This is a genomic window from Streptomyces sp. NPDC088725 (assembly GCF_044751305.1).
Lineage (GTDB): Bacteria > Actinomycetota > Actinomycetes > Streptomycetales > Streptomycetaceae > Streptomyces.
In genome coordinates this window covers 120,577-142,602 of sequence record NZ_JBIVLO010000005.1, presented here as the reverse complement: position 1 = coordinate 142,602, position 22,026 = coordinate 120,577, and the positions used below count along the sequence as shown (strand labels likewise).

The following is a 22,026-nucleotide window of genomic DNA, read 5'->3' as shown; positions in this document are numbered from 1 at the left end:
TGGGCCAACCGCTTTCTTTTTGACATGATCACCCGGGTGATCAGCGGCGACGGCGCGTTTCCCGGAGGATGTGACAGGTGATTCTCACGGTCACGCTCAATGCCGCGCTGGACCTCACCTACCGGACCCGGTCGCTGGTCCCGGGCGCCACCCACCGCGTCGGCGCGGTCGTGGAACGCGCGGGCGGCAAGGGCGTCAACGTGGCGCGGGTACTGGCGGCGCTGGGCCACGAGACGGTCGTGACCGGCTTCGCGGGCGGGCGTACGGGTGACACGCTGCGGGAGTTACTGAGCGGCGCCGCGAACGGCCCGCGGGACGCGCTCGTGCCGATCGCCGGGACCACCCGCCGTACCGTCGCCGTGGTGGACGACGCGACGGGCGGGACCACCCAGCTGAACGAAACCGGCCCGGCCGTCTCGCCCGGCGAGTGGGCCGCCTTCCTCGACGCCTACGCCGGACTGCTCGGCCGGGCCGGGGCCGTGGCACTCTGCGGCAGCCTGCCGCCCGGCATCCAGGTCGGGGCCTACGCCGACCTGGTGCGCCGGGCGCGCGCCGCGGGCGTGCCCGTACTCCTCGACACCAGCGGCGAGCCCCTGCGCCGGGGCGTCGCCGCGCGCCCGGACCTGGTCAAGCCGAACGCGGAGGAACTGGCCCATCTCACCGGCGCCCGCGAACCGCTGCGCGCCGCCCTCGACGCACGGCGGCGCGGGGCACACGCCGTCATCGCCTCCCTCGGCCGCGACGGCATCGTCGCGGCCACCCCGGAAGGCACCTGGCAGGCGGCCTCGCCCAAGGCGGCGAAGGGCAACGCGTCGGGCGCGGGCGACTCCGCGGTTGCCGGGCTGCTCTCCGGGCTCGTGGAGGGCCTGCCGTGGCCCGCGCGGCTGGCCAGGGCGGTGGCTCTGGCGACGGCCACGGTCATGGCGCCGACGGCCGGCGAGTTCGACGCCGCCACGTACGAGGAACTACTGCCGCTGATCACGGTGACGGAGCACCCGGGCGCGTGAGCGGGGTGCGCGACCCGGACGGGCGGACGATCCGCACGCGTACGGGCATGCGCACGACCCGCGCGCGTACGGGCGGGGTCGTACGCCGGGCGGGCAATCCGTGCGGCGTGTGATCCCGCCGGATACATGGCCGCCACGCTCCGTGGGCACAGGTTCATCTGGACAGGGGGACGCATGCCACTCGTCAGCACCGGTGAACTCGTCACGGCGGCCATGGCCGCGCGCCGCGGTATCGCCGCGTTCCACGTCATCACGCTGGAGCACGCGGAGGCCATCGCCGCCGGCGCCGAGCGGGCCGGGATCCCCGCGATCCTCCAGATCTCGGAGAACGCCGTGCGCTTCCACGGCGGCAGGCTCGGGGCCGTCACCGCCGCAGCGGCCTCCGTCGCCCGCGCCGCCTCCGTACCGCTCTCGCTCCACCTCGACCATGTCGAGTCGGTGGAGCTGCTGCGGGCCGCGCCCGGCGTGGGGTTCAGCTCGGTGATGTTCGACGCGTCGAAGCTGTCGTACGCCGACAACCTCAAGGCCACCGCGGAAGCCGTGCGGTGGGGCCATGAACGGGGCATCTGGGTCGAGGCCGAACTGGGCGCCGTGGGCGGCAAGGACAGCGACCCGGCCCTCGACGCACACGACCCGGACGTCCGTACCGATCCCTGGGAGGCGGTCGTCTTCGTCGCGGAGACCGGCGTCGACGCGCTCGCGGTCGCGGTGGGCTCCGCGCACGCGATGACCTCGCGCACCGCCACGCTGGACCACGTGCTGATCGGCGCGCTGCGGGACGCCGTGGGCGTCCCGCTGGTGCTGCACGGCTCCTCCCGCGTACCCGACACCGAGATCCGCAGGGCGGTCCGCTCCGGCATGGTCAAGGTGAACGTGGGCACGGCGCTCAACTGGGCCTGCACCAACGCCTTACTCAGACATCTGGCCACCCACCCGGACACCGTCGACCCCCGGAAATACCTCGTCCCGGCTCGCGAGGCGATGGCCGGGACGGTGGCGGGTTTCCTGCGGGCGGTCGACGCCGGATGAGCCGTAGCGGACCACTGGCTACTTGGGCGGCGTGACCTCGAGCCAGTCGAGGACGGCGTCGCACTGGTTGCCCTCCTCGCAGGAGATCTTGATGGTGTTCTTGCCGTGCTGGAGGGTGACCGGTGCCCAGGTCGTCTGCCAGTTCTTCGCCAGGTCGGGGTCGTTGCCGTGGATGAAGTTCTTCAGACCCAGCGGATTGGTGTTCGCCTTGCCGTTGACGGTCAGCGTGGCGTTCGCGTCCTTCGCCGGGATGGCGTAGCGCACCGCGAGCCGGTACGCGCCGGCCTTCTCGATGTCGGCGGTCCAGGTCACCGAGGCGCCGACGGCGTTGAAGCCCGTCACATACGCGCCGTCCGTGCCCTGAGCACCCTCGATGTCCTTGGCGAGGACCGCGGGCGGCCCGAGCTGGAGCGTCGCCGCGTCCTGCTTGGGCAGCTCGATCTCCTTCTCCGGGTCCGGCTTGTCGTCGTCGGACACGGAACCGCCCGTGTCCTCGGACTGGCTCGCGGTCGGGTTGTCGGTCGCCGCGGCGTCGTTGTCCTTGGTGTCGCCGTTACCGCCGATGAGCGCGGCTGTGATACCGATCACAACGACCGCGACCACGGCCACCGCGCCGATGATCAGGCCCTTGGTGTTGGGGCCGCCACCGCGTCCGCCGCCACCACCGCGCTGCGCCGGAGCGCCGGCGGGCGTCTCGGGGGGACCGTACTGCTGAGCGGGACCGGGGTAGCCGTAGCCACCGCCCTGGCCCTGCTGGGGCTGCTGGCCGTACTGCTGCTGACCGTACGGAGCCTGCTGGCCGTACTGCTGCTGGCCGTAGGCGGCCTGCTGCTGGGGGGCCTGCTGCTGTCCGTACTGGCGCTCGCCAACCGCCCTGACCTGGTTGTACGACGTCCTCGGCACTCCGCGCTGCGCGGCAGGACCGGGGTAGCCGTAGCCGCCCTGGCGTCCCTGAGCTGCGGCCGCCGCCTGTCCGTCCTCGTACAGATAGCCGAACGGATCGTCGTCCTCGGGCGTGCTCGCGCCGTTGTTCCCGGCCGTCATCCCTGGGTCACTCCTCACCATCTCGCCCGCGTCGCCGACCGGCCGAGCCTACCTCGAATGGACGCGCGCCCGGACGGGCCCGGGCCAACGGCCCCTTGCCCCGGTACGGTTGTACGCCCATCGGCGTGGGGTACGTCACGATCGTTCCGTTAGACGCGCGCGCGTGGGCGCCCGCGTGCTGTGCGGGATGTGTGCGATCCACGCGATCCGCATGGTCTGTGCGATCTGTGTGATCTGTGCGGTCTGCGCGATCCGCGGGGTTTGCGCGGCCCGTGTGCTCCCTCCGTCAGTTCACGGTCAGCTCACCCTGCGGTGGACCTTGTTCCGCGACCGCTTCTCGACGTACATCCGCTGGTCGGCGGATTGGAGTACTTCCTCGACCGACATTCCGCAGGCCGCCCAGCTGATGCCGAAGCTGGCGCCGACCCGGACCGCCCTGCCGTCGACCCGGATGGGCGGGATGATCGCGTTGCGCAGGCGCACCGCGAGGTCGGCGGCGTCCGCGGAGCCGAGGCCGTCCGCGAGGACGACGAACTCGTCACCGCCGAGGCGCGCGACGGTGTCCCCGTCGCGCACACCCGTGGTGAGCCGGCGCGCGACCTCGATCAGGACGGCGTCGCCGGTGTTGTGGCCGAAACGGTCGTTGATCGACTTGAAACCGTCGAGGTCGCAGAAGAGAACGGCGAGGCCCTTCATGCCGTCGTCCACGTCCCCTTCGGGCGGCGCGACGGTGTGCTGGTGGTCGAACGCGGTCCCGTCGGCGGGCGAGTCGAAGCCGCCGCCGCGGAAGGCGCGGTGGCTCGCCTGCTCTTCGTAGCCGTTGTACCCGTCGTAGCCGTCCTGGGCGTCGTAGCCGGGTTCACGGACGACGGTGCCCTCGTATCCCCCGTACGCCTTGTCCAGGGCCTGGACCGCCGTCTCGCGGATCGCGTTGGGGCGCGAACAGAGGCGGGAGCTGAGCCGCGCGCGCAGCTCCGCACTGTTGGGCAGACCGGTGAGCGAGTCGTGCGAGGCGCGGTGGGCGAGCGCGAGTTCGTGGCGCTTGCGCTCCTCGATGTCCTCGACGTGGGTGAGCAGGAAGCGCGGGCCGTCCGTGGTGTCCGCGACGACGGAGTTGCGCAGCGAGACCCAGACGAAGGTGCCGTCGCGGCGGCCGAGCCGCAGCTCGGCGCGGCCGCCCTCGGCCGAGGTGCGCAGCAGGGTCCCGATGTCCTCGGGGTGGACGAGATCGGCGAACGAATAGCGGCGCATGCCGGAGGCGGGGCGGCCGAGGAGCCTGCACAGCGCGTCGTTGGTCCGCAGCAGCCTGCCGTGCTGATCGCCGCCCATCTCGGCGATGGCCATGCCGCTGGGGGCGTACTCGAACGCCTGGCGGAAGGATTCCTCACTGGCCCGCAGCGCCTGCTGTTCGCGTTCGAGCCGGACGAGGGCGCGCTGCATGTTTGCTCGCAGGCGGGCGTTGCTTATGGCAATCGCCGCCTGGGACGCGTACATCTGGAGGGCTTCCTGCCCCCAGGGTCCGGGACGACGGCCGCCGCGCGGCCGGTCGACCGATATCACGCCGAGCAGTTCGCTGCCCCCACCGGAGGCGTGCATGGGTGCGTACAGCCTGTCCTGGGGGTGCCACTCGTCCTCGAAGCGGGGGTCGGGTCCCTCCGTGTACCACTGCGGTACGTCGTCCTCCAGCAGCACCCAGCCCTCGGTGTGCGGTATGAAGCGCAGCTCGCCCCAGGCCTCCCCCATGGAGAGCCTGCGGTCCCAGGAGGCGCGGGAGCCGACACGGCCGGTGATCAGGGATTCCGCGGCGGCGCTTCCGGCGAACGCGGCGACGACGAGGTCACCGTCCGCCTGGACGACGTTGACACAGGCGAGTTCGTATCCGAGGCCCGAGACCACGCCGTCGGCGACGGTCTGCAGGGTGTCGGCGAGGCTTCTCGCCGTATTCAGTTCGGCGACGGCCTGGTGCAACTGACGCAGGGTCGCAAGACGGACATACGGCTCCGACTCGGTCTCCATCGCTCGCTCTCCCCGAGACCTCGACAGTAACTCCAGGATTCTTATCGGCTCTCGTGTTGCACGGTGACCGCCACTGAATCACAGCGAGCTGCCCCACCGGTACACAGGGTCAACAAATACTCGACTCTGTGACTCAAGTCACATTACGATCACATCGTGTGATGAAGGGCCCGTGGCGTGATGACGCCTGTCGTTCAGAGCCCTTCTCAGCCTTCCGGTACGCAAACCCCAGTGAACGCCCGGTTGTTCCACGGCCTTCAGGGCAGTTCCGCGCGCGGCCTGGTCCCAGGTCTTAGGACCGGTCTGGTCCCCTGGCCCGATGCGGACCGGGGGCGCCGACACTAGCGTCTGATGCGTGCCCCCTACGACCCCTGCTTCCCCCGCTTCCGCCTCCAATGCGTCCTCCGCCTCTCCGGTGGGCGCTTCCGGCACCCCGGCCGTCCCTCATCCTGAGGGGGTGAGCAACGACGAGTTCCGCGCCGCCTTGTCCCGGCTGGCCTCGGGCGTGGTGCTGGTGACAGCCCGCGAAGCGCCCCTGAGCGCGGACGGACCACGCGGCGAGGACGCCGGTATGACCGCGACCGCCTTCATGTCGGTTTCCCTCGACCCGCCGCTGGTGCTGGTGAGCGTCCGCAACGACTCCCGTATGGACGATCTGCTGGACGAGCAGCCGTTGTGGGCCGTCTCGCTCCTCTCCGAGAGCCAGCGGCACATCGCGGGCCGGTTCTCGATGAAGGGCAGGATCAGCGACCGGCTGCTCTTCGAGGACATCCCGTACCGGCGGGGCGAGGTGAGCGGGGCGCCGCTGGTCGGGGGCGCGCTCGCGGTGCTGGAATGCCGTACGGAGCAGCGGGTGGTGGCGGGTGACCACACGCTGGTGATCGGCAGGGTGCTCGCGTCGGAACTGCCGAGCGTGGACGGCCGGCCGCTGGCGCACTTCAAGGGGCGGTACAGGCAGCTGAGCGAGGGCTGAGCGCGCCTCGGCCCAGGGCCGAGGCGCGCTCAGGGCCGGCCTCTTGGGCGCTTCGGGCATCAACCGGCCCGGAAATGGCGGGAGTCCAAGGTGACCGGGATGCGGAGAAGCCCCGACTGGAGCGCCGACGCCCCGCCGGTGACGCTCCACGGCTTCGACGGCGAGTACGGCGCGCGACCGGACGGTCAGCCCCAGTCGCGCCCGGAGCGGCCGCGCTTGGTGTCGCCGCGCTGCTTCTTCTCGCGCAGCCTGCGCTCGTTGATGCCGCGCGGGATCTTCGACTTGCGGCGCGGGCGCGGCGGCGGCGCCGTCGCTTCGGCCAGCAGAGCGGCGAGCCGTACGGACGCGGTCTCGCGGTTGCGCCACTGAGAGCGGTGCTCCGAAGCGCGTACGGTGATCACGCCGCCGACCAGCCGGCTCGCCAGCCGCTCCAGCGCCCGTTCCTTCCACACCGGGGGAAGCGCCTCGGTCTTCGCGAGGTCGAAGCGCAACTCCACCTGCGAATCGCTGGTGTTGACATGCTGGCCGCCGGGCCCGGAGGAGCGCGAGAAACGCCACATCAGCTCGGCCTCCGGCAGGGAGACCGAGCCGCGGATGACATACGGGGACCCGGACATGACTCCATGTTCGCGTGCCGGGGCCGCTCCCGTCACCTTTTTTTTGACGTGACGGGCACCAGCTTTTTTGACGTGACGGGCACCAGCCGCGTTCTTGGCAAAGAAAGTAAAGCCGGGCTGGAACCTCTCGATCCCCTGCCTGCGTTATGCCGGGTGACGGTAACTTCGGGACAGCCCGGAGACCGCACACGACAACGAAAGGGACATCCCATGCCTGTAAGCCTGTCCAAGGGCGGCAACGTCTCGCTCACCAAGGAAGCACCGGGCCTGACCGCCGTCACGGTCGGCCTCGGCTGGGACGTCCGCACCACCACCGGCACCGACTTCGACCTCGACGCCTCGGCGATCGCGGTGACCACGGCCGGAAAGGTCGTCTCGGACAGCCACTTCGTCTTCTTCAACAACAAGTCGACGCCGGACCAGACCATCGTCCACACCGGCGACAACCGCACGGGCGCCGGCGAGGGCGACGACGAGGCGATCAACGTCAACCTGGCGGGTCTGCCCGCCGACGTCGACAAGATCGTCTTCCCGGTCTCCATCTACGACGCCGAGACCCGCAGCCAGAACTTCGGCCAGGTCAGGAACGCGTACATCCGCATCGTCAACCAGGCGGGCGGCACGGAGATCGCGCGCTACGACCTGACCGAGGACGCCGCCACCGAGACCGCCATGGTCTTCGGCGAGCTGTACCGCAACGGCGCGGACTGGAAGTTCCGCGCGGTCGGCCAGGGTTACGCCTCGGGCCTCGTCGGCATCGCGACGGACTTCGGCGTCAACCTCTGAGTCACGCCACGCACGGAAGCCCCCGGCCCCGGCTTGAGTTCCAGCGGGCCGGGGGCTCCCGCACACCCGGCCGCGTACGTGACGCACGCCCGGCCCCGTACGCGCCTCACACGCCGTACGCCCAGGCCCGGTAGACGGCGTACGCCCGGCCGGGCGCAGACGTGCCGGCTCCGGCCCGCGTCCGCACGTGCTCCCGCACGCGCCCGCCGCGTCGGCCGGGCCCGTGTCCGCCGTCCATGGGTAATCTGCGCCGCATGATCGTCGAACCGCTGACGCCCGTGGACGCCGCTCTGCCCGGACCGCTGCTCACCGAGCTTGCCGCGCTCTACGCGTCGAACCGTGAGTTCCAGCAGCTCAGCGGGGACTTCCCGGACCCGGACGACATCCGCCCCGAGCAGGTCGCGGCGTCCCTGGCCGACGAGTTCGCGGACCCGGGCGCGCGGGCGCTGCTCGCCCGTTCGGCGGGCCGGCTCGTCGCCGTCGCCGTCACCATCGACGCCCATCCCGACCCGGACGACCCCGATCCGTGGATCGGACTGCTCATGGTGCACGCCCGCGAGCACCGGTCAGGCTACGGACGGCAGTTGGCGGAAGTGATCGAGGACCGCTTCCGGACGGACGGCCGTACGGGCCTCCGGCTGGCCGCACTGGCGAACAACCCACGCGCGCTCGCCTTCTGGACCGCGCTCGGCTACACCGAGATCGACCGCCGCCGCGACCGCGAGCGCGGCCGCCCGTGCCTCGTCCTGCGCAAGGATCTGACCGCCGCCGGCTGAACGCCGATCGCCTGAACGCCGGTGCGTCCGCCCGTCCTGCCGGCCGCCCGGTGGTTCGGCGCCGCCGCACTGCCAGGCCGCCCATGGCCCGCCGAGGTCACGGCCCGATTCGCGCTCCGCGTATGCCGTGGAGTCGGCGGTCGACGAGGGCGCCGAACCGACCGCGAGCCATCCGGCCGCCGTCGTCACCGGCTCGTACGGGCGACGCGGGACAAGCGGACTGCCGTGTGCGGATGCGGTCCCGTACGCCGCGGTCGCGCGGGGCGCACACCCGAGCGCCGCCGGTCACCGGTATCCGTACCCATTCCCCGCAGGCGCCCACGCCCGGGGGATTTGCGCAGGTCAGCGAGGTATGGCTCGGGGCAGGGTCAGGGCGTGGCACCATCGAGTCCGTGCTCGACATCGGCTACTCCCTCTCCCATCGGTTTCCCGATCCCCCGCAGACCGACTACCGCCGCGCGGACGTCCAGGCGCTGCGGCACGACCTCTTCTCCGGGGACGTCTATCTCGCGGACACCAAGGCGGACCGCGAGGTGTCCACCGCCTGGGGTTGGGTACCGGTGCTGGACTTCGCGTGGGCGCTGTGCGACATCGTCGAGCAGCTCGACCGCGATCCGCGCGGCAGCAGGGCGGCCAAGCCGCAGCACGCGGAGCTGGATTTCACCGAGTCGTCCGACCGCATGCTCTTCGAGCGGCGCTTCGGCTGGGTGGATGTCGAGGCCGACTGGATGCCGGGCGACGAGCCGCCGCTCACCTTCAGCCACCGGCTGCTGCGGCGCGAGGCGCGTGACTTCCTGCACGATCTGATCGGGGACCTCACCGACATGCACGAGGGCCTTGCCGACAACCCGATCATCTGGGACCTCCAGTCCCGCTTCCCCCGAATCTGACCCCGGATCCGACCCCGGATCCGACGCCGAATCCGACCCCGTCTCCGACCACGCGTACGGTGCGCCCGACCCGCGCGCCGGTCACACCCAGCCGGTGTCCTCGTCCGTCTCCGGTCCGCACCGGCGCCGCCGTCCCGCGCGCAACCGCCCCCGTCCGCCCCGCGTTCACGCCACGCGCGCCCCACTCCCGACCCGTGCCCGCACCGCCCGCACCACGCCTGACCTGCAGTGACGCCCTCCGTTTCAGGGCCGCTACACAGCTATCACACAGCCCACCCATCGATTGGCGAATCGGCAGGCGTACGTCCTGGAGAACCGGGCAGACGAAACCTTGCCGGGACACAGCCTGGAACCGGGCGACCGATTCCTTCCCCCCACCAAAGGCTCGTGTCCGTGGAGCACCACGAAGGCCCCGACCCATCCCCCCAGGTCGGGGCCTTCGAAAATCCAGCCCCGGGCCACCGCGCAGCCGCCGGGCGGGCCGCGTCCCCGACCTCACGGGTCAGTACCCCTGGCCGGTGAGGCCGTCCTCCACCCGCACGCCGATCTGCGCCGCGAACGCCGGTGCCAGCTGGAGCAGTTGCGCCGAGCTGATCACCGCGCCCGCCAGCCGGTCCAGCCCCCGCGCGATGTCCAGCTCGGCAACCGTACGCAGATCGACGTCCCGCATCCGCACACTGCTGAGATCCGCACGCCTGAGCACGCAGTCCCGGAACTCGACCCGGACCAACTCCGCTCCCGCGAAGTCCGGTTCGGCCAGCACGCAGCCCTCGAACACCACATCCTTCAGCTTGGCGCTGCGCAGATTCAGGTAGTCGATCTTCCCGCCGCGGATCAGCACCCGCTCCAGCACCGCGCCATGCATCTGCACGCCACCCAGGCGCGCGTCCACCACCTCCACATCACGCAGCGACGCCCCCGACAGATCCGTACCCACGCCCCGCACACCGCTGAGCACGCAGTCGATGAGCCGGGCCCGCGCGAGCGACGTCTCGGTCAGTCCGCACTCCCGCAGGGCACAGTCGATGAACCGGGCCCCCGCGCCCTCCTGGCCCGCCAGGTCCAGTTCCTTGAACTCCAGGCCGTCATAGTCGCCGTCGGGCTCCAGCCCGCCGCCGTACGGACTCAGCGGCGGCAGCCGCACCTCCGGCCGCCGCGGCGGCGACAGTGTCCCTGAAGCGCCGCCGGTCCGACTGTCACTCGTTGAACCCCCGCTTGCACCGTTCTTCGTTGTCTTACCTGCCATACCCCCATGGTGACCCACCGCACTGACATCACACCGGCAGATGAGCCATGACACCGCGACCAAAACCCTTGATCCGACGCCCGCTTGACGTCCGGGGCCATGCAACAGCACCGCCCGGAGCGGCGGCGGGCGAGGCCGCCCCCGAACCCCCGAGAACGCGTTCGTACAGACGTACCCCTATGGAGCAACCCTTCCCCGGCGAAAAAGGCGGAGCCTACCGATTCATGGTGTTCTGAACTGATACCGGAGGCATACGTTCCGATCACGGCGAAGGAATCCCGATGAGCAATCCGGCGATGTCCGGATCCGGCGCAGAGTCCGGAGCCCGGCCCGGCAGCACCGGCCCCCCCGAGACGCAGCCCGACGCGCACCGCTGGTGGGCGCTCGCCGTCATCTCGACGGCGCAGCTCATGGTCGTGCTCGACGCCACCATCGTGAGCATCGCCCTCCCTTCGGCCCAGCGGGACCTCGGACTCACCAACGGTGACCGCCAGTGGGTGATCACCGCCTACACCCTGGCTTTCGGCGGGCTGCTGCTGCTCGGCGGCCGGGTCGCCGACCTCGTCGGCCGCAAACGGACCTTCATCATCGGCCTCATCGGCTTCGCGTGCGCCTCCGCCATCGGCGGCGCCGCCATCAGCCCCGAAATGCTCTTCGCCTCGCGCGCCCTCCAGGGCATCTTCGCCGCGCTCCTCGCCCCCTCCGCGCTCTCCCTGCTCACCACGACGTTCACCTCGGGCCCCGAGCGGGCCAAGGCGTTCGGCATCTTCAGCGCCATCGCGGGCGGCGGCTCCGCCATCGGGCTGCTCCTCGGTGGCCTGCTCACCGAATACCTCGACTGGCGCTGGTGCCTGTATGTGAACGTCCCGATCGCCGCGATCGCCGTCGTCGGCGCGTTCCTGCTGCTCAGCGACCGCGAGGGCACCAAGGGCGCGCATCTCGACATCCCGGGCGTCGTCCTCGGCTGCGGTGGCCTCGTCGCGCTCGTCTACGGGTTCAGCCAGGCCGAGCAGGACGGCTGGACGTCCTCGCTCGTCCTCGCGATGCTGGCCGCCGCCATCGCGCTGCTCACCGCCTTCACCTGGTGGCAGACCCGCTCACGGGCACCGCTGCTGCCGCTGCACATCATCCGCGACCGCAACCGGGGCGGCTGCGTGGCCATCATGTGCCTGACGACGATCAGCCTCTTCGGCGTGTTCCTGTTCATGACGTTCTTCCTGCAGAACATCCTGGGCTACTCGCCGCTCACCACAGGGCTGGCCTTCCTGCCGCTGTCCGCGGGCATCATCATCGGCTCGACGCAGATCTCGGCCCGGCTGCTGCCCCGGGTGAAGCCGAGGCTGCTGCTCGTCCCCGGCGCGGTGCTCGCCGCGGGCGGGATGTACACACTGACCTTCCTGGACGTGCACTCCAACTACGCGGAACACATCCTGCCCGGAACCGTGCTCATCGGCCTGGGCCTCGGCCTCACCTTCATGCCCGCGATCTCCACCGCCACCACCGGGGTCGCCCCGCAGGACTCCGGCGTCACCTCCGCGACCGTCAACACCGCGCAGCAGGTGGGTGGCTCCATCGGTACGTCCCTGCTCAACACCATCGCGATCACCAGCACCAGCACGTATGTGGCAAGCCATCTCGCCGAGGCGCTGCGCAAGGGCGGCGGTCACATCACGAAGGCGCAGCACACCGCCCTGGTCAACCAGGGCACCGTCCACGGCTTCACGATGGCCATCGGCTGGGCGACCATCATCCTGCTGGCGGCGGCGGTCATCGCCGCGACCCTGGTCAACGCCCACTCGCCCCGCAACCGTGAGGCGGCCGCCGCGGCGGCCGCCTGAGCAGCCCGGCCGCCGGGGCGGCTGAGCAGCCCGAGCCGGTTCGCCTACGCGCGCGGTCCGCCGAGCGTGCTCAGCGCCGTGTCCGTCAGCCGGAACACCGTCCACTCGTCCTGAGGCAGCGCACCCAGTGAGCGGTAGAAGGCGATGGACGGCTCGTTCCAGTCCAGCACCGACCACTCCAGCCGCTCGTAGCCGCGCTCCACGCAGATCCGCGCCAGCTCCGACAGCAGCGCCGTGCCGTGACCGCCGCCACGCCGGTCGGGACGTACGTACAGGTCCTCCAGGTAGATGCCGTGCACGCCGCGCCAGGTCGAGAAGTTCAGGAACCACAGCGCGAAGCCGACCGGCTCCCCGTCGTCCGACTCCGCGATGTGCGCGTACGCGGCGGGCCGCTCGCCGAACAGCGCCTCGTGCAGTTGCTCCTCGCTCGCGCGTGCCTCGTGCAGGGCCTTCTCGTATTCCGCCAGCTCACGGATCATCGCGTGGATGACCGGGACGTCGGCGGCGGTAGCGGTACGAATCATGACCGCAGCCTGCCTTGCCGGCGCCTCACTTCGCCAGCGGGGTGCGGTCGGGGTCCCTCAGCTCAGCAGCGTCCGTGCGATGACCGCCTGGTCCCGGGACATTGCCCCGGGCCCTGCCGTATGGCGCCACAGACCGTTCTGGAGTACCCGGCCCAGCGTCCAGGCCCGCGCGCGCTCACGGTCGAGATCCAGCACCTCCGTCATCAGGTCGAAGCGCCACCGCACGTCACCGGCCGTGAACCGGTTGTGGAGCGCGGGCAGCAGCTCGAAGCCCGGGTCGCCCGCAAGGGGCTTCGGGTCGATCGCCAGCCACGATTCACGGCCCGGATCACGGCCCGGACCGCCGCCCGGTTCTCGGACCGCCGACAGGACGTTCTCGTAGTGCAGGTCCCAGTGCAGCAGCCGGTTCCCCGGTTCCGCCGCCACCTCGCGCACGGCCGCCGCGCAGTCCCGCAGCAGTCGCCGCTCGTCTTCGTCCGCGACCGTGCTCAGCACGGCGGGCGCGCGGTCCAGCATCCGTGCCGTCACCTCGCCGAGCCGCCGCAGTCCGGGCGGCGCCTCGACCGCGGTCAGCCGTCCCAGCAGCTCCGCGAGGATCCGTACCGCGTCCCGGATGCCGACCTGCGAGAGGTCCCGCGCGGAGTCGAGGCGCTCCAGCAGCAGCGTCCCCGTCTCCTCCTCGTACGCCAGCAGCCGGACCGCGCCCGCGCCGTCCCACGCGCGCAGCGCCAGCGGTTCGCCCGCCGTCTCCTCGTCGACGTCCTGGAGCTTCAGCACCGCGCGCGTGCCGTCGCGTACGCGCTCCACCGGCAGCACCAGCGCGCACATCCCGTACATCGGAGGACCGGCAGGCCGCAGCTCCCACCGCTCCAGGAAGTCCGCCGCCCGGCCGGGCAGCGCCGCGACGAACGCGCGGCCCTCCGCGCCCCGCAGCCTCACCTGTGTCTCCGCCAGTTCCGCCGGGATGTCCATCACGGTACGGAGCCTAGAACGGCACCCGGGAATCCCGGGCAGACCTGGACACCCGTACGCGCACAGGTGTACGAACACCCTCATGACCAGCGCGAAGACCACCAACGGCGGCATCTCCTTCTGGTACGCACAGGACGGCCTCCCCGCCCCCCGGGAACCTCTCCCCGGCGACACCAACGCCGACGTCTGCATCGTCGGCGGCGGCTACACCGGCCTCTGGACGGCCTACTACCTCAAGAAGGCCGTCCCCTTCCTCAACATCACCGTCCTCGAAGCCGCCTTCTGCGGATACGGCGCCTCCGGGCGCAACGGCGGCTGGCTCTACAACGGCATCGCGGGCCGCGACCGCTACGCCCGCCTGCACGGCCACGACGCCGCCGTACGCCTCCAGCAGGCCATGAACGAGACCGTCGGCGAGGTCGTGCGCGTCGCCGCGGAGGAGAAGATCGACGCGGACATCCACCAGGGCGGAGTCCTCGAAGTCGCGTACACACCGGCCCAGCTCGCCCGCCTGAAGGACTTCCACGCCGCCGAACTGGCCTTCGGCGAAACCGACCGCACCCTCCACGGCGCCGTCGAGACCGCGGAACGGATCCGGGTCCACGGAGCCGTCGGCTCCACCTGGACGCCGCACGGCGCGCGGCTGCACCCCGTCAAACTGGTCAAGGGCCTCGCGGCCGCCGTCGAAGCGCTCGGCGTCACGATCCACGAGTCGACCCGGGTCACCGAGATCAGACCGAAGCACGCCGTCACCCCTTACGGCACGGTCCGCGCGCCCTACATCCTGCGCTGCACGGAGGGCTTCACCGCGAGCATCAAGGGCGCCCGCCGCACCTGGCTCCCCATGAACTCCTCGATGATCGCCACCGAACCGCTGTCCGCCGAGATCTGGGACACCATCGGCTGGGACGGCCGCGAAACCCTCGGCGACACGGCGCACGCCTACATGTACGCCCAGCGCACCGCCGACGACCGCATCGCGCTGGGCGGCCGGGGATTCCCGTACCGCTACGGCTCGAAGACCGACAACGACGGGCGCACGCAGACGGCCACCGTCGAGGCGCTGCGCGAGATCCTGATCCGTTTCTTCCCGTCCACCACCGGCGCCCGTATCGATCACGCCTGGTCGGGCGTGCTGGGCGTGCCGCGCGACTGGTGCGCCACCGTCACCCTGGACCGTTCGACGGGGCTCGGCTGGGCGGGCGGATACGTGGGCTCCGGGGTCGCCACCACCAACCTCGCGGCGCGCACCCTCCGTGACCTGATCCAGCAGGACTCCGGACAGCAGGGCGCCACGGAACTCACCACCCTGCCGTGGGTCAACCACAAGGTCCGCAAATGGGAGCCGGAGCCGCTGCGCTGGCTCGGGGTCCACGGCATGTACGCGGCGTACCGCACCGCGGACCGCCGGGAGGCCGGCGGGCGCAGCGCGGCCACGCACCCCATCGCGTCATTCGCCGACCGCGTGGGCGGACGCTGAGCCAGACCGCGCGGGCGGACGCCGAGCACCGCGCGGGCCCCGATACCGCTCGCGCGGCCGGCCCCGGCATCACCCGCGCGGGCGGACGCCGACACCGAACAAAAGGCTTAAACAGGTACCCATCGGGTATGAAACGGACTCTGGACGCATGTCCGGACAGAGGTATAGGAGGCACGTTCGCACCAGGATTCGCAGCTGGAGGTGAGCGAATGGCCGAGCAGATGGTCAGGAACGGTGCCGGAGCCAAGCGGCTCCGCACGATCATCGAGGCGGGCGGCGAACTGGGGGGCGCGGATCTGCTGGGCTTCGTGCTCGACGACGCGGTGACCGAGGTCGGCGGACTCGGAGGCATGGTGCATCTGCGCGGCCCCGCGCGCAGGGGCATGCGGCTGATGGCATCGCACGGGCTGATACGTCCGGTCGCCGATACGTGGGACGAGCTGGCGGAGGCCGGATCCACCGCCCCCTCCCGCGCGGTGACCGAAGGCGCCACGGTCTGGGCGCCCGTTCCCGGCGGGCCGCCGCACCACAACGGCGGCAGCCCGGCCGGTGGAAGCAACGGGGCGAACGCAAGCAAGGGCACCAGCCGGAGCAACGGCGGCGGAGAGACCGGTGGCGCGGCCGGTGAGCACTCACCGCTCTCGGCCGCGCCCCGGGCGTGGATGGCCGCGCTGCCGGCCGGCAGCGGACTGCTCGCGGTGCCGCTCCTGACCCCGGGCGGGGTCGCGGGCGTGCTGTCCGTACTGACCGTCCCCGGCATGGAACCGACACCGCGGCAGCGGGCCGCCGTCGAGGAGCTGGCCGCCTGGGCCGCGCTGCGCCTGCGGGAGTACTCGGCGCCGCTGCAGCAGCCCGAAGGCAGCCTTCCCTGGGACGAACCGCCGCCCACCACCCCCCTGCGGCAGGCGCTGCAGGCGATCCGGGTGGGGTCCTGGGAGTGGGACCTGAACACGGGCGATCAGATCTGGGACGAGTCGACGCTCGCCATCCTCGGGATGGACCCGGAGGACACCCGGCAGCACTACGACGCCTGGACCTCCCGGGTGCACCCCGACGACCTCCCGTGGATGGTCGTCGAGATGGAGCAGGCGATCCGCAACCTCACGGTGTTCAGCGTCGAGTACCGCGCCATCCGGGCGGACGGGACCACGATCTGGATCAGCGCGCGCGGCAAGGTGCTGCTCGGCGACGACGGCGAGCCCGTCAAGATGGTCGGCACGGTGTGGGACAGCACCGAGAGCCGGTGGGCCCGCGATTCCGTGAGCCGCGCGCTGCGGCACATGAGCGACGCCTTCCTCGCGGTCGACAAGGACTGGCGCCTCCTGTTCGTCAACGTCAAGGCCGAGCAGCTGCTGGGCAGCAATTCACGCACCCTGGTCGGCCGGACCATCTGGGAGGCCTTCGCCGGCGTCGACGTCGATGTCGAGGGACTGGGCGTGGAGGCGCACTACCGCGAGGCGGCCGAGAGCGGCATACCGGTCGAGTTCGACGTGAAGTGGCCCACCGACCTCCGCTGTTACCACGTACGGCTGGTCCCGGTGCCCGACGGACTGACCGTGTACGCCACCGACGTCACGGAAAGCCGCGCGCACGCCGAGGAACTCGACGCCCTGGAGGCCGCGGACGCCGAACGTACCCAGCGCATCACGGATCTGACCGCCGCCCTCGCCGAGGCCCTGACCATCAACGACGTGGTGAACGCCGCGGCCGAGCGCGTGCTGCCGCCGTTCGGCGCGACCGGACTCATCGTCCTGTTCCTGGAGGGCGAGATCATCCGGATCGCCGGTGCCGTCGGCTACCCGCAGTCGTTCCTCGACGGCGTGGACGGCCTGCCGATCGACCAGGTCGGCACGGTCGAGGACGTCTACCTCACCAAGCAGCCCGTCTTCATGGACAACCCCGAGGAGTACGTGACCCGCTATCCGGAGCTGGGCTATGCGCCGTCCGAGTCCGGGAAGAAGGCGTGGGCCTTCCTGCCGCTGATCGTCTCCGGCCGCACCATCGGCTGCTACGTCGTCGCCTTCTCCGAGCCGCGCCACCTGAGCGGTGAGGAACGGGCGCTGCTGACCACGCTCAGCGGCCTCATCGGACAGGCCTCCGAGCGGGCCCGCCTGTTCGACCGCGAGCACACCCGGGCGCAGGCGCTCCAGCGCGGGCTGCTGCCGCCGGCCCTGCCGTCACTGCACACCGTCACCGCCGCCGCGCGCTATCTGCCCGCCAGCGAAGGCATCGAAGTAGGCGGCGACTGGTACGACGTCATCTCCCTGTCCGGCTCGCGGGTGGCGCTGGTCATCGGTGACGTGATGGGCCACGGTCTGTCCGAGGCCGCCACGATGGGGCGACTGCGTACGGCCGTGCACACGCTCGCGGACCTGGAGTTCTCGCCCGCCGAACTGCTCAGCCGGCTCAACGAGTTGGTGAACGATCTCGGGGACGACTTCTTCGCTACCTGCCTGTACGCGGTGTACGACCCCGTCCAGTCCCTCTGCACGTACGCGCGCGCCGGACATCCGCCGCCCGCCGTCGTACACGCCGACGGCGAGGTCGAGTTCCTCGGCGGGACCCCCGATCCGCCGCTGGGCGCCGCTCGTCCGCCGTTCGAGACGTGCGAGGTCAAGCTTCCCGAAGGCAGTCTGCTCGCGCTGTACACGGACGGCCTGGTCGAGTCGGCCGACCGGGACATGGAAGACGGCATGAAGCAGCTGGCGGCCGCGCTGTCCGGCTCGGCGTCGCAGACCGGGCCGGCGTCGGGGGATCGTACGGCGAGGCCGGAGGGCTCCGAAGCCCGTGCGGCCGGACATCGGACGGAGGGGAGCCGCACGGCCGGCGACGAGAGCGCCTCGCTCGAACGGCTGTGTGATGACGTGCTGACCTCGCTGCTGCCGGAGAAGCAGCTCACGGACGACGCCGCGCTGCTCATCGCCCGTACGCATGTGACGGACCCCGCCGACATCGCCACCTGGCCACTCCCGGACGGCCCCATCGCCGCGGGCGAGGCACGCGACCACGTCCGGGACCAGCTGGCCAGCTGGGACCTCGACCTGCTCACCATGACCTCCGAGCTGCTGGTCAGCGAGTTGGTCGGCAACGCCATCCGGTACGGCAAGGGCCCGATCGAACTGCGTCTGCTGCGTGGCGAGGGGCTGATCTGCGAGGTGTCCGACGGCAGCCTGACCACGCCCCGCATCCGCCACGCGTCCGACACGGACGAAGGCGGGCGCGGACTCCAGCTGGTCGACACGCTGGCCCAGCGCTGGGGCACCCGCTACACCGCCACGGGAAAGTGCATCTGGACCGAACAGCAGGTACCTGACCTGTAGTGACGTGATCCCTGCGACGCCGCTCGCACCAACTCACGCGGCTCCGCCGGGCTTTCGCGTTCACCGCACCCGAACATCATGCACAATTGACCTACACACCATTTAGTTGTGTCCAACTAAATGGTGTGCTGTAGTTATGTCCACGAAGAGGGCAGGCGCAAGCGGCCCCGACATTCACGAAGGACGGTTTCCATGGAAGCGCTCTACACCGCTGTCGCCACCGCCAACGGCCGCGAGGGCCGCGCGGCCACCTCCGACGGCCGCCTGGACCTCTCCCTCGCCATGCCGCCCGCGCTGGGCGGCAGCGGCGAGGGCACGAACCCGGAGCAGCTGTTCGCCGCCGGCTACGCCGCGTGCTTCGCCGGCGCGATCGGCCTGGTGGGACAGCGCGAGAAGATCGACACCAAGGATGTCTCCGTCACCGCCGAGATCTCCATCGGCAAGGACGAGACCAGCTTCGCGCTCGCCGCGACGATCCGTGTCGAGCTGCCGGAGGAGCTGTCCGGCGGCACGGGCCAGAAGCTGGTCGAGCAGGCCCACGAGGTCTGCCCGTACTCCAAGGCCACCCGGGGCAACATCCCCGTCACTCTCGTCGTCGAGTAGTCACGGAGTCGAGCGGTCGCGTCGCGGAGTCGAGCGGTCGCGTCGCGGAGTCGAGCGGTCGCGCGGTCCCGGAGTCCGACACACGCGCGCGACGCGCGGAAGGCACCGCGCATCACGCGCGGTGCCTTCCGGCGTATCAGATCCGGGGTCCGGGATCAGGCGGGGAGCAGGTACCAGCCGCCGAGGCCGCTGCACATGGCCGCGTTGTAGGCGTCGGTACGGAAGCCGGGCGGCACGGGCACGCCGGGGCAGATGTACTCGCCGGCGCGGGCCACTACCTCGAACCACGAGCCGATGCCGTTGCATCCCTGGTCCATGTGGCCGGTGAGCACGTAACCGGTGGGGATCGGCGAGCCCGCGCAGACGTACTGGCCGTCGACGGGCAGCTGCATGAACCAGGTGTCGATGTTGGCGTTACAGCCGTTGGGGGTGTGCATGGTGAGCACGTAGCCGGCCGGGATCGGCGAGGTGGCGCAGATCCACATCCCGTCCTGCGCGGGCTGCATGAACCAGGAGCCGGCGCCGTTGCACCCGTTGGCGTCGCGGAGGGAGATCACCCAGCCGTCCGGTATGGCCGTGCCGGGGCAGACCCACCCGGGGACCGCGTCGGCGGCGGAGACCGGCGCCGCCTGGGACACCTGGGGGAGCTGCGACGCCGTGGACGCCTGGGGCGCCGTGGGCACCTGGGGAGCGGCGGTGGCCGCGCCGGTCGCCGCGCCGGTGAGGGCGACCACCAGCAGCGCGACCACGCTCGCCGCGGCGGCGAGGCGGCTGCGGACCGCCACCACCGATGAGCGGCCGAGACCGAGCAGATGGCGATACTTCGTCTTCACTTCACACCAGTCCAATCAACGGATCCACGATGTCCCGCACGACGGCCGTGCGGTGCCGGGCTGTGGAGCTGAAGTGACCTTAATGGGAAGGGAATTGACGGAACAGATAGATCATCGACCTGGCCCGAATAGTTATGAGGGCAGTCAGCCGTCCCGCCTGCCGCCGGACCCCTCACGGTGTGCGCCTGACGCACTCATTTGACGTACCGGTACGGCGGCCAGAAGGTGGATACAGCGCAGGTCTCACGGGCCTTCCGACGACAGGAGCCGTACACATGGCAGGGCAGAACGACATCAGCCGGGTGGCCGTCGTCACGGGAGGCTCCCGCGGCATCGGCCGCCGGACCGTCGAGCGGCTGGCGGAGGAGGGCGTGGCGGTCGTGGTGGGCTACGCGTCCAGCGACGAGGAGGCCGCGGCGGCCGTCGCCGGAGTGACAGGCAGCGGCGGCCAGGCGATCGCGGTACGGGGCGACGTCGCGGACGAGAAGGCGATGGCCGAGCTGTTCGACCGGGCCGAGCAGACCTTCGGCGGCGTCGACATCGTGGTGCACGCGGCCGGGCGCATGGCGCTGTCCCCGCTGGCGGAACTGGACCTCGACGTCCTGGACGCCATCCACCGCACGAACATCCGCGGCACGTTCGTCGTCAACCAGCAGGCCGCCCGCCGGCTGCGCCCCGGCGGCGCCATCGTGAACTTCTCCACCTCGGTCGTCGGCACCTCCTTCCCCAACTACTCGGCCTACGTGGCCAGCAAGGGCGCGGTCGAGGCGATGACACTCGTCCTGGCCAGGGAACTGCGCGGCCGGGACGTGACCGTCAACGCGGTCGCCCCGGGCCCGACGGCCACCGACCTGTTCCTCGACGGCAAGACCGAGGAGGAGGTCACCAGGCTGGCCAACGCCGTCCCGCTGGAACGCCTGGGCGCCCCGACCGACATCGCCGAACTCGTCGCGTTCCTCACGAGCCCTGCGGGTCACTGGGTCAACGGCCAGAACATCCGCGTCAACGGTGGCCTCGTCTGAGCGGTCCGCGAACGGCGCCCGCGCACCGGCAGGCGCCCGCCCTCAGGTCGCGTTCGCCAGGTTCTTCTCGAACGCCGCGAGGTAGTTCGGCAGATGGTGGTCCTTGACCGCGTCCGTCTCCGGGGCGAACAGGTCCGCGCTCAGCCCCTTGACCCGGTCCGCCAGCCGCGCCATCAGCGGCACGGTCTCGTGGAGCTTGCCGTCGGCGTCGAAGTAGCGGAGCGCGTCGACGTGTGTGTAGACCGGCTCCGGCGGGAGGTGCGGGACGATGTCGTTGTTGTTGACGAAGCGGTAACAGCGCTTCTTGAAGGCCTTGTTGTGCAGGCCGGCGAGCAACCGCTCGCAGGTGCGCGGCTGTCCGAAGGTGTAGACGCCGTCCGGCAGCAACTGCGGCTCCTCGAAGTACATGCGGGCGCCGGCCAGCATCGCGAGAGCGCCGCCGAGGCTGTGGCCGGTGAACCAGATGCTCTGGCCGTTGGTACGCAGCTCCTGGACGGTCTCGCGCATCTGCGGGAAGACGGACTGGAGGGCCTGGTGGAAGCCGTAGTGGACGAAGCCCTTGTTCCCCGGTCCTGGAACGGGCGGGGTGTTGACGTCGGTCAGCCAGTCGTAGATCTTCAGCACCTCGGTGCCCCGGAATCCCGCGACGATCATGCGGTCGCTCGCCATGACGTACGCCTGGGTGTCCTCGATCGGGAACGGCATCCGGTGCGCCGACTCGAAGTGCCGCACCTCGCCGAAGCCCCACGCCGAGGCCTCCGCCTCGATTCCGCTCCGGTCCAGCGAGGCCAGCCCGGCGGCGCGCGCCATCCAATAGGCGTGCGGGAGCGAGTAGTCGGTCGTCGAGTGGTCCAGGGCGGGGATGGCCATCGGTGTCCTCCGGGAAGCGCGGCGGGTCGCCCAGCAACGTAGCTCCGCGCACGAACGAAGCGGGGCTGATCACGCCCGGGACCACTCGTACGGACCAGTCGCCGTCGGCGGCGAGAGCCCCGGCACCGACACGACGTTCCGCCTGCCCGCTCCGTCACACGAGTTGGCGCATTCCGCGAC

At 71.0% G+C, this 22,026-nt stretch carries 19 protein-coding genes; 11 read left to right on the top strand and 8 right to left on the bottom strand.

Annotation, left to right across the window (positions count from 1 at the left end):
* The first annotated feature begins 77 nt into the window (after window positions 1–77).
* Together ACIP6N_RS13995 and ACIP6N_RS13990 are read left to right on the top strand one after the other, a co-directional pair.
* Complete coding sequence (locus ACIP6N_RS13995; protein ID WP_401815474.1) at window positions 78–1,007, top strand: 1-phosphofructokinase family hexose kinase; 930 nt, start codon at window positions 78–80, stop codon at window positions 1,005–1,007.
* 174 nt (window positions 1,008–1,181) lie between these two features.
* Window positions 1,182–2,036 carry a ketose-bisphosphate aldolase gene (locus tag ACIP6N_RS13990; protein ID WP_401815473.1) on the top strand — a complete coding sequence of 285 codons (855 nt, stop codon included), beginning with the start codon at window positions 1,182–1,184 and terminating at the stop codon, window positions 2,034–2,036.
* An 18-nt stretch (window positions 2,037–2,054) separates the two neighbouring features.
* Here ACIP6N_RS13990 and ACIP6N_RS13985 read toward each other — a convergent pair whose 3' ends face one another.
* Entirely contained in the window at window positions 2,055–3,080 is a 1,026-nt protein-coding gene (locus ACIP6N_RS13985) for a CBM35 domain-containing protein (protein WP_401815472.1), read from the bottom strand.
* Between the two features lie 297 nt (window positions 3,081–3,377).
* The gene (cdgB, locus tag ACIP6N_RS13980; protein ID WP_401815470.1) at window positions 3,378–5,096 is read right to left on the bottom strand and encodes a diguanylate cyclase CdgB; all 1,719 of its coding nucleotides are present in this window, start codon (window positions 5,094–5,096) and stop codon (window positions 3,378–3,380) included.
* 415 nt (window positions 5,097–5,511) lie between these two features.
* On the opposite strand from cdgB, the gene ACIP6N_RS13975 reads away from it, so the two are divergent.
* Window positions 5,512–6,069 carry a flavin reductase family protein gene (locus ACIP6N_RS13975; RefSeq protein ID WP_401816172.1) on the top strand — a complete coding sequence of 186 codons (558 nt, stop codon included), beginning with the start codon at window positions 5,512–5,514 and terminating at the stop codon, window positions 6,067–6,069.
* 185 nt (window positions 6,070–6,254) lie between these two features.
* On the opposite strand, the gene arfB is transcribed toward ACIP6N_RS13975, so the two are convergent.
* Window positions 6,255–6,686 carry an alternative ribosome rescue aminoacyl-tRNA hydrolase ArfB gene (arfB, locus tag ACIP6N_RS13970; protein ID WP_401815468.1) on the bottom strand — a complete coding sequence of 144 codons (432 nt, stop codon included), beginning with the start codon at window positions 6,684–6,686 and terminating at the stop codon, window positions 6,255–6,257.
* A 210-nt stretch (window positions 6,687–6,896) separates the two neighbouring features.
* On the opposite strand from arfB, the gene ACIP6N_RS13965 reads away from it, so the two are divergent.
* From ACIP6N_RS13965 to ACIP6N_RS13955, 3 genes are all read left to right on the top strand, one after another.
* The gene (locus ACIP6N_RS13965) at window positions 6,897–7,472 is read left to right on the top strand and encodes a TerD family protein (RefSeq protein WP_401815466.1); all 576 of its coding nucleotides are present in this window, start codon (window positions 6,897–6,899) and stop codon (window positions 7,470–7,472) included.
* 254 nt (window positions 7,473–7,726) lie between these two features.
* Window positions 7,727–8,248 carry a GNAT family N-acetyltransferase gene (locus ACIP6N_RS13960; protein ID WP_401815465.1) on the top strand — a complete coding sequence of 174 codons (522 nt, stop codon included), beginning with the start codon at window positions 7,727–7,729 and terminating at the stop codon, window positions 8,246–8,248.
* A gap of 392 nt (window positions 8,249–8,640) precedes the next feature.
* On the top strand, window positions 8,641–9,138 hold the full coding sequence (locus ACIP6N_RS13955; protein ID WP_401815463.1) for a hypothetical protein: 498 nt from the start codon (window positions 8,641–8,643) through the stop codon (window positions 9,136–9,138).
* 502 nt (window positions 9,139–9,640) lie between these two features.
* Here ACIP6N_RS13955 and ACIP6N_RS13950 read toward each other — a convergent pair.
* Window positions 9,641–10,306: a pentapeptide repeat-containing protein gene (locus ACIP6N_RS13950; protein ID WP_401816170.1), complete on the bottom strand. Its 666-nt coding sequence runs from the start codon at window positions 10,304–10,306 to the stop codon at window positions 9,641–9,643.
* 359 nt (window positions 10,307–10,665) lie between these two features.
* Between ACIP6N_RS13950 and ACIP6N_RS13945 the strand changes: the two genes are divergently transcribed.
* A complete protein-coding gene (locus ACIP6N_RS13945) occupies window positions 10,666–12,222 on the top strand; it encodes an MFS transporter (RefSeq protein WP_401815461.1) in 1,557 nt (518 codons plus the stop codon).
* Window positions 12,223–12,266: 44 nt separating this feature from the next.
* On the opposite strand, the gene ACIP6N_RS13940 is transcribed toward ACIP6N_RS13945, so the two are convergent.
* Both ACIP6N_RS13940 and ACIP6N_RS13935 read right to left on the bottom strand, forming a co-directional pair.
* Entirely contained in the window at window positions 12,267–12,746 is a 480-nt protein-coding gene (locus ACIP6N_RS13940) for a GNAT family N-acetyltransferase (protein ID WP_401815459.1), read from the bottom strand.
* Window positions 12,747–12,803: 57 nt separating this feature from the next.
* Window positions 12,804–13,718, bottom strand: coding sequence for an aminoglycoside phosphotransferase family protein (locus ACIP6N_RS13935; protein WP_401816168.1), 915 nt, complete (start codon window positions 13,716–13,718; stop codon window positions 12,804–12,806).
* 82 nt (window positions 13,719–13,800) lie between these two features.
* Here ACIP6N_RS13935 and ACIP6N_RS13930 point away from each other — a divergent pair, with 82 nt between their 5' ends.
* The 3 genes from ACIP6N_RS13930 (at window position 13,801) to ACIP6N_RS13920 (ending at window position 19,121) form a co-directional block, all read left to right on the top strand.
* Complete coding sequence (locus tag ACIP6N_RS13930; protein ID WP_401815457.1) at window positions 13,801–15,198, top strand: NAD(P)/FAD-dependent oxidoreductase; 1,398 nt, start codon at window positions 13,801–13,803, stop codon at window positions 15,196–15,198.
* Window positions 15,199–15,407: 209 nt separating this feature from the next.
* On the top strand, window positions 15,408–18,518 hold the full coding sequence (locus tag ACIP6N_RS13925; RefSeq protein WP_401815455.1) for a SpoIIE family protein phosphatase: 3,111 nt from the start codon (window positions 15,408–15,410) through the stop codon (window positions 18,516–18,518).
* Between the two features lie 192 nt (window positions 18,519–18,710).
* Window positions 18,711–19,121 carry an organic hydroperoxide resistance protein gene (locus ACIP6N_RS13920; protein ID WP_401815454.1) on the top strand — a complete coding sequence of 137 codons (411 nt, stop codon included), beginning with the start codon at window positions 18,711–18,713 and terminating at the stop codon, window positions 19,119–19,121.
* Window positions 19,122–19,276: 155 nt separating this feature from the next.
* Here the strand turns inward: ACIP6N_RS13920 and ACIP6N_RS13915 are convergent, their stop codons facing one another.
* A complete protein-coding gene (locus tag ACIP6N_RS13915; protein ID WP_401815453.1) occupies window positions 19,277–19,954 on the bottom strand; it encodes a hypothetical protein in 678 nt (225 codons plus the stop codon).
* A 275-nt stretch (window positions 19,955–20,229) separates the two neighbouring features.
* Here ACIP6N_RS13915 and ACIP6N_RS13910 point away from each other — a divergent pair, with 275 nt between their 5' ends.
* Window positions 20,230–20,976: an SDR family oxidoreductase gene (locus tag ACIP6N_RS13910; protein ID WP_401815451.1), complete on the top strand. Its 747-nt coding sequence runs from the start codon at window positions 20,230–20,232 to the stop codon at window positions 20,974–20,976.
* Window positions 20,977–21,018: 42 nt separating this feature from the next.
* Here the strand turns inward: ACIP6N_RS13910 and ACIP6N_RS13905 are convergent, their stop codons facing one another.
* A complete protein-coding gene (locus ACIP6N_RS13905) occupies window positions 21,019–21,846 on the bottom strand; it encodes a lipase family protein (RefSeq protein WP_401815449.1) in 828 nt (275 codons plus the stop codon).
* Between the last annotated feature and the right edge of the window lie 180 nt (window positions 21,847–22,026).

Coding starts and splice junctions, on each gene's coding strand:
- ACIP6N_RS13990 (WP_401815473.1), top strand. CDS start 1,182: ATGCCACTCGTCAGCACCGGTGAACTCGTCACGGCGGCCATGGCCGCG.
- ACIP6N_RS13985 (WP_401815472.1), bottom strand. CDS start 3,080: ATGACGGCCGGGAACAACGGCGCGAGCACGCCCGAGGACGACGATCCG.
- cdgB (WP_401815470.1), bottom strand. CDS start 5,096: ATGGAGACCGAGTCGGAGCCGTATGTCCGTCTTGCGACCCTGCGTCAG.
- arfB (WP_401815468.1), bottom strand. CDS start 6,686: ATGTCCGGGTCCCCGTATGTCATCCGCGGCTCGGTCTCCCTGCCGGAG.
- ACIP6N_RS13965 (WP_401815466.1), top strand. CDS start 6,897: ATGCCTGTAAGCCTGTCCAAGGGCGGCAACGTCTCGCTCACCAAGGAA.
- ACIP6N_RS13960 (WP_401815465.1), top strand. CDS start 7,727: ATGATCGTCGAACCGCTGACGCCCGTGGACGCCGCTCTGCCCGGACCG.
- ACIP6N_RS13945 (WP_401815461.1), top strand. CDS start 10,666: ATGAGCAATCCGGCGATGTCCGGATCCGGCGCAGAGTCCGGAGCCCGG.
- ACIP6N_RS13940 (WP_401815459.1), bottom strand. CDS start 12,746: ATGATTCGTACCGCTACCGCCGCCGACGTCCCGGTCATCCACGCGATG.
- ACIP6N_RS13935 (WP_401816168.1), bottom strand. CDS start 13,718: ATGGACATCCCGGCGGAACTGGCGGAGACACAGGTGAGGCTGCGGGGC.
- ACIP6N_RS13930 (WP_401815457.1), top strand. CDS start 13,801: ATGACCAGCGCGAAGACCACCAACGGCGGCATCTCCTTCTGGTACGCA.
- ACIP6N_RS13925 (WP_401815455.1), top strand. CDS start 15,408: ATGGCCGAGCAGATGGTCAGGAACGGTGCCGGAGCCAAGCGGCTCCGC.
- ACIP6N_RS13920 (WP_401815454.1), top strand. CDS start 18,711: ATGGAAGCGCTCTACACCGCTGTCGCCACCGCCAACGGCCGCGAGGGC.
- ACIP6N_RS13910 (WP_401815451.1), top strand. CDS start 20,230: ATGGCAGGGCAGAACGACATCAGCCGGGTGGCCGTCGTCACGGGAGGC.
- ACIP6N_RS13905 (WP_401815449.1), bottom strand. CDS start 21,846: ATGGCCATCCCCGCCCTGGACCACTCGACGACCGACTACTCGCTCCCG.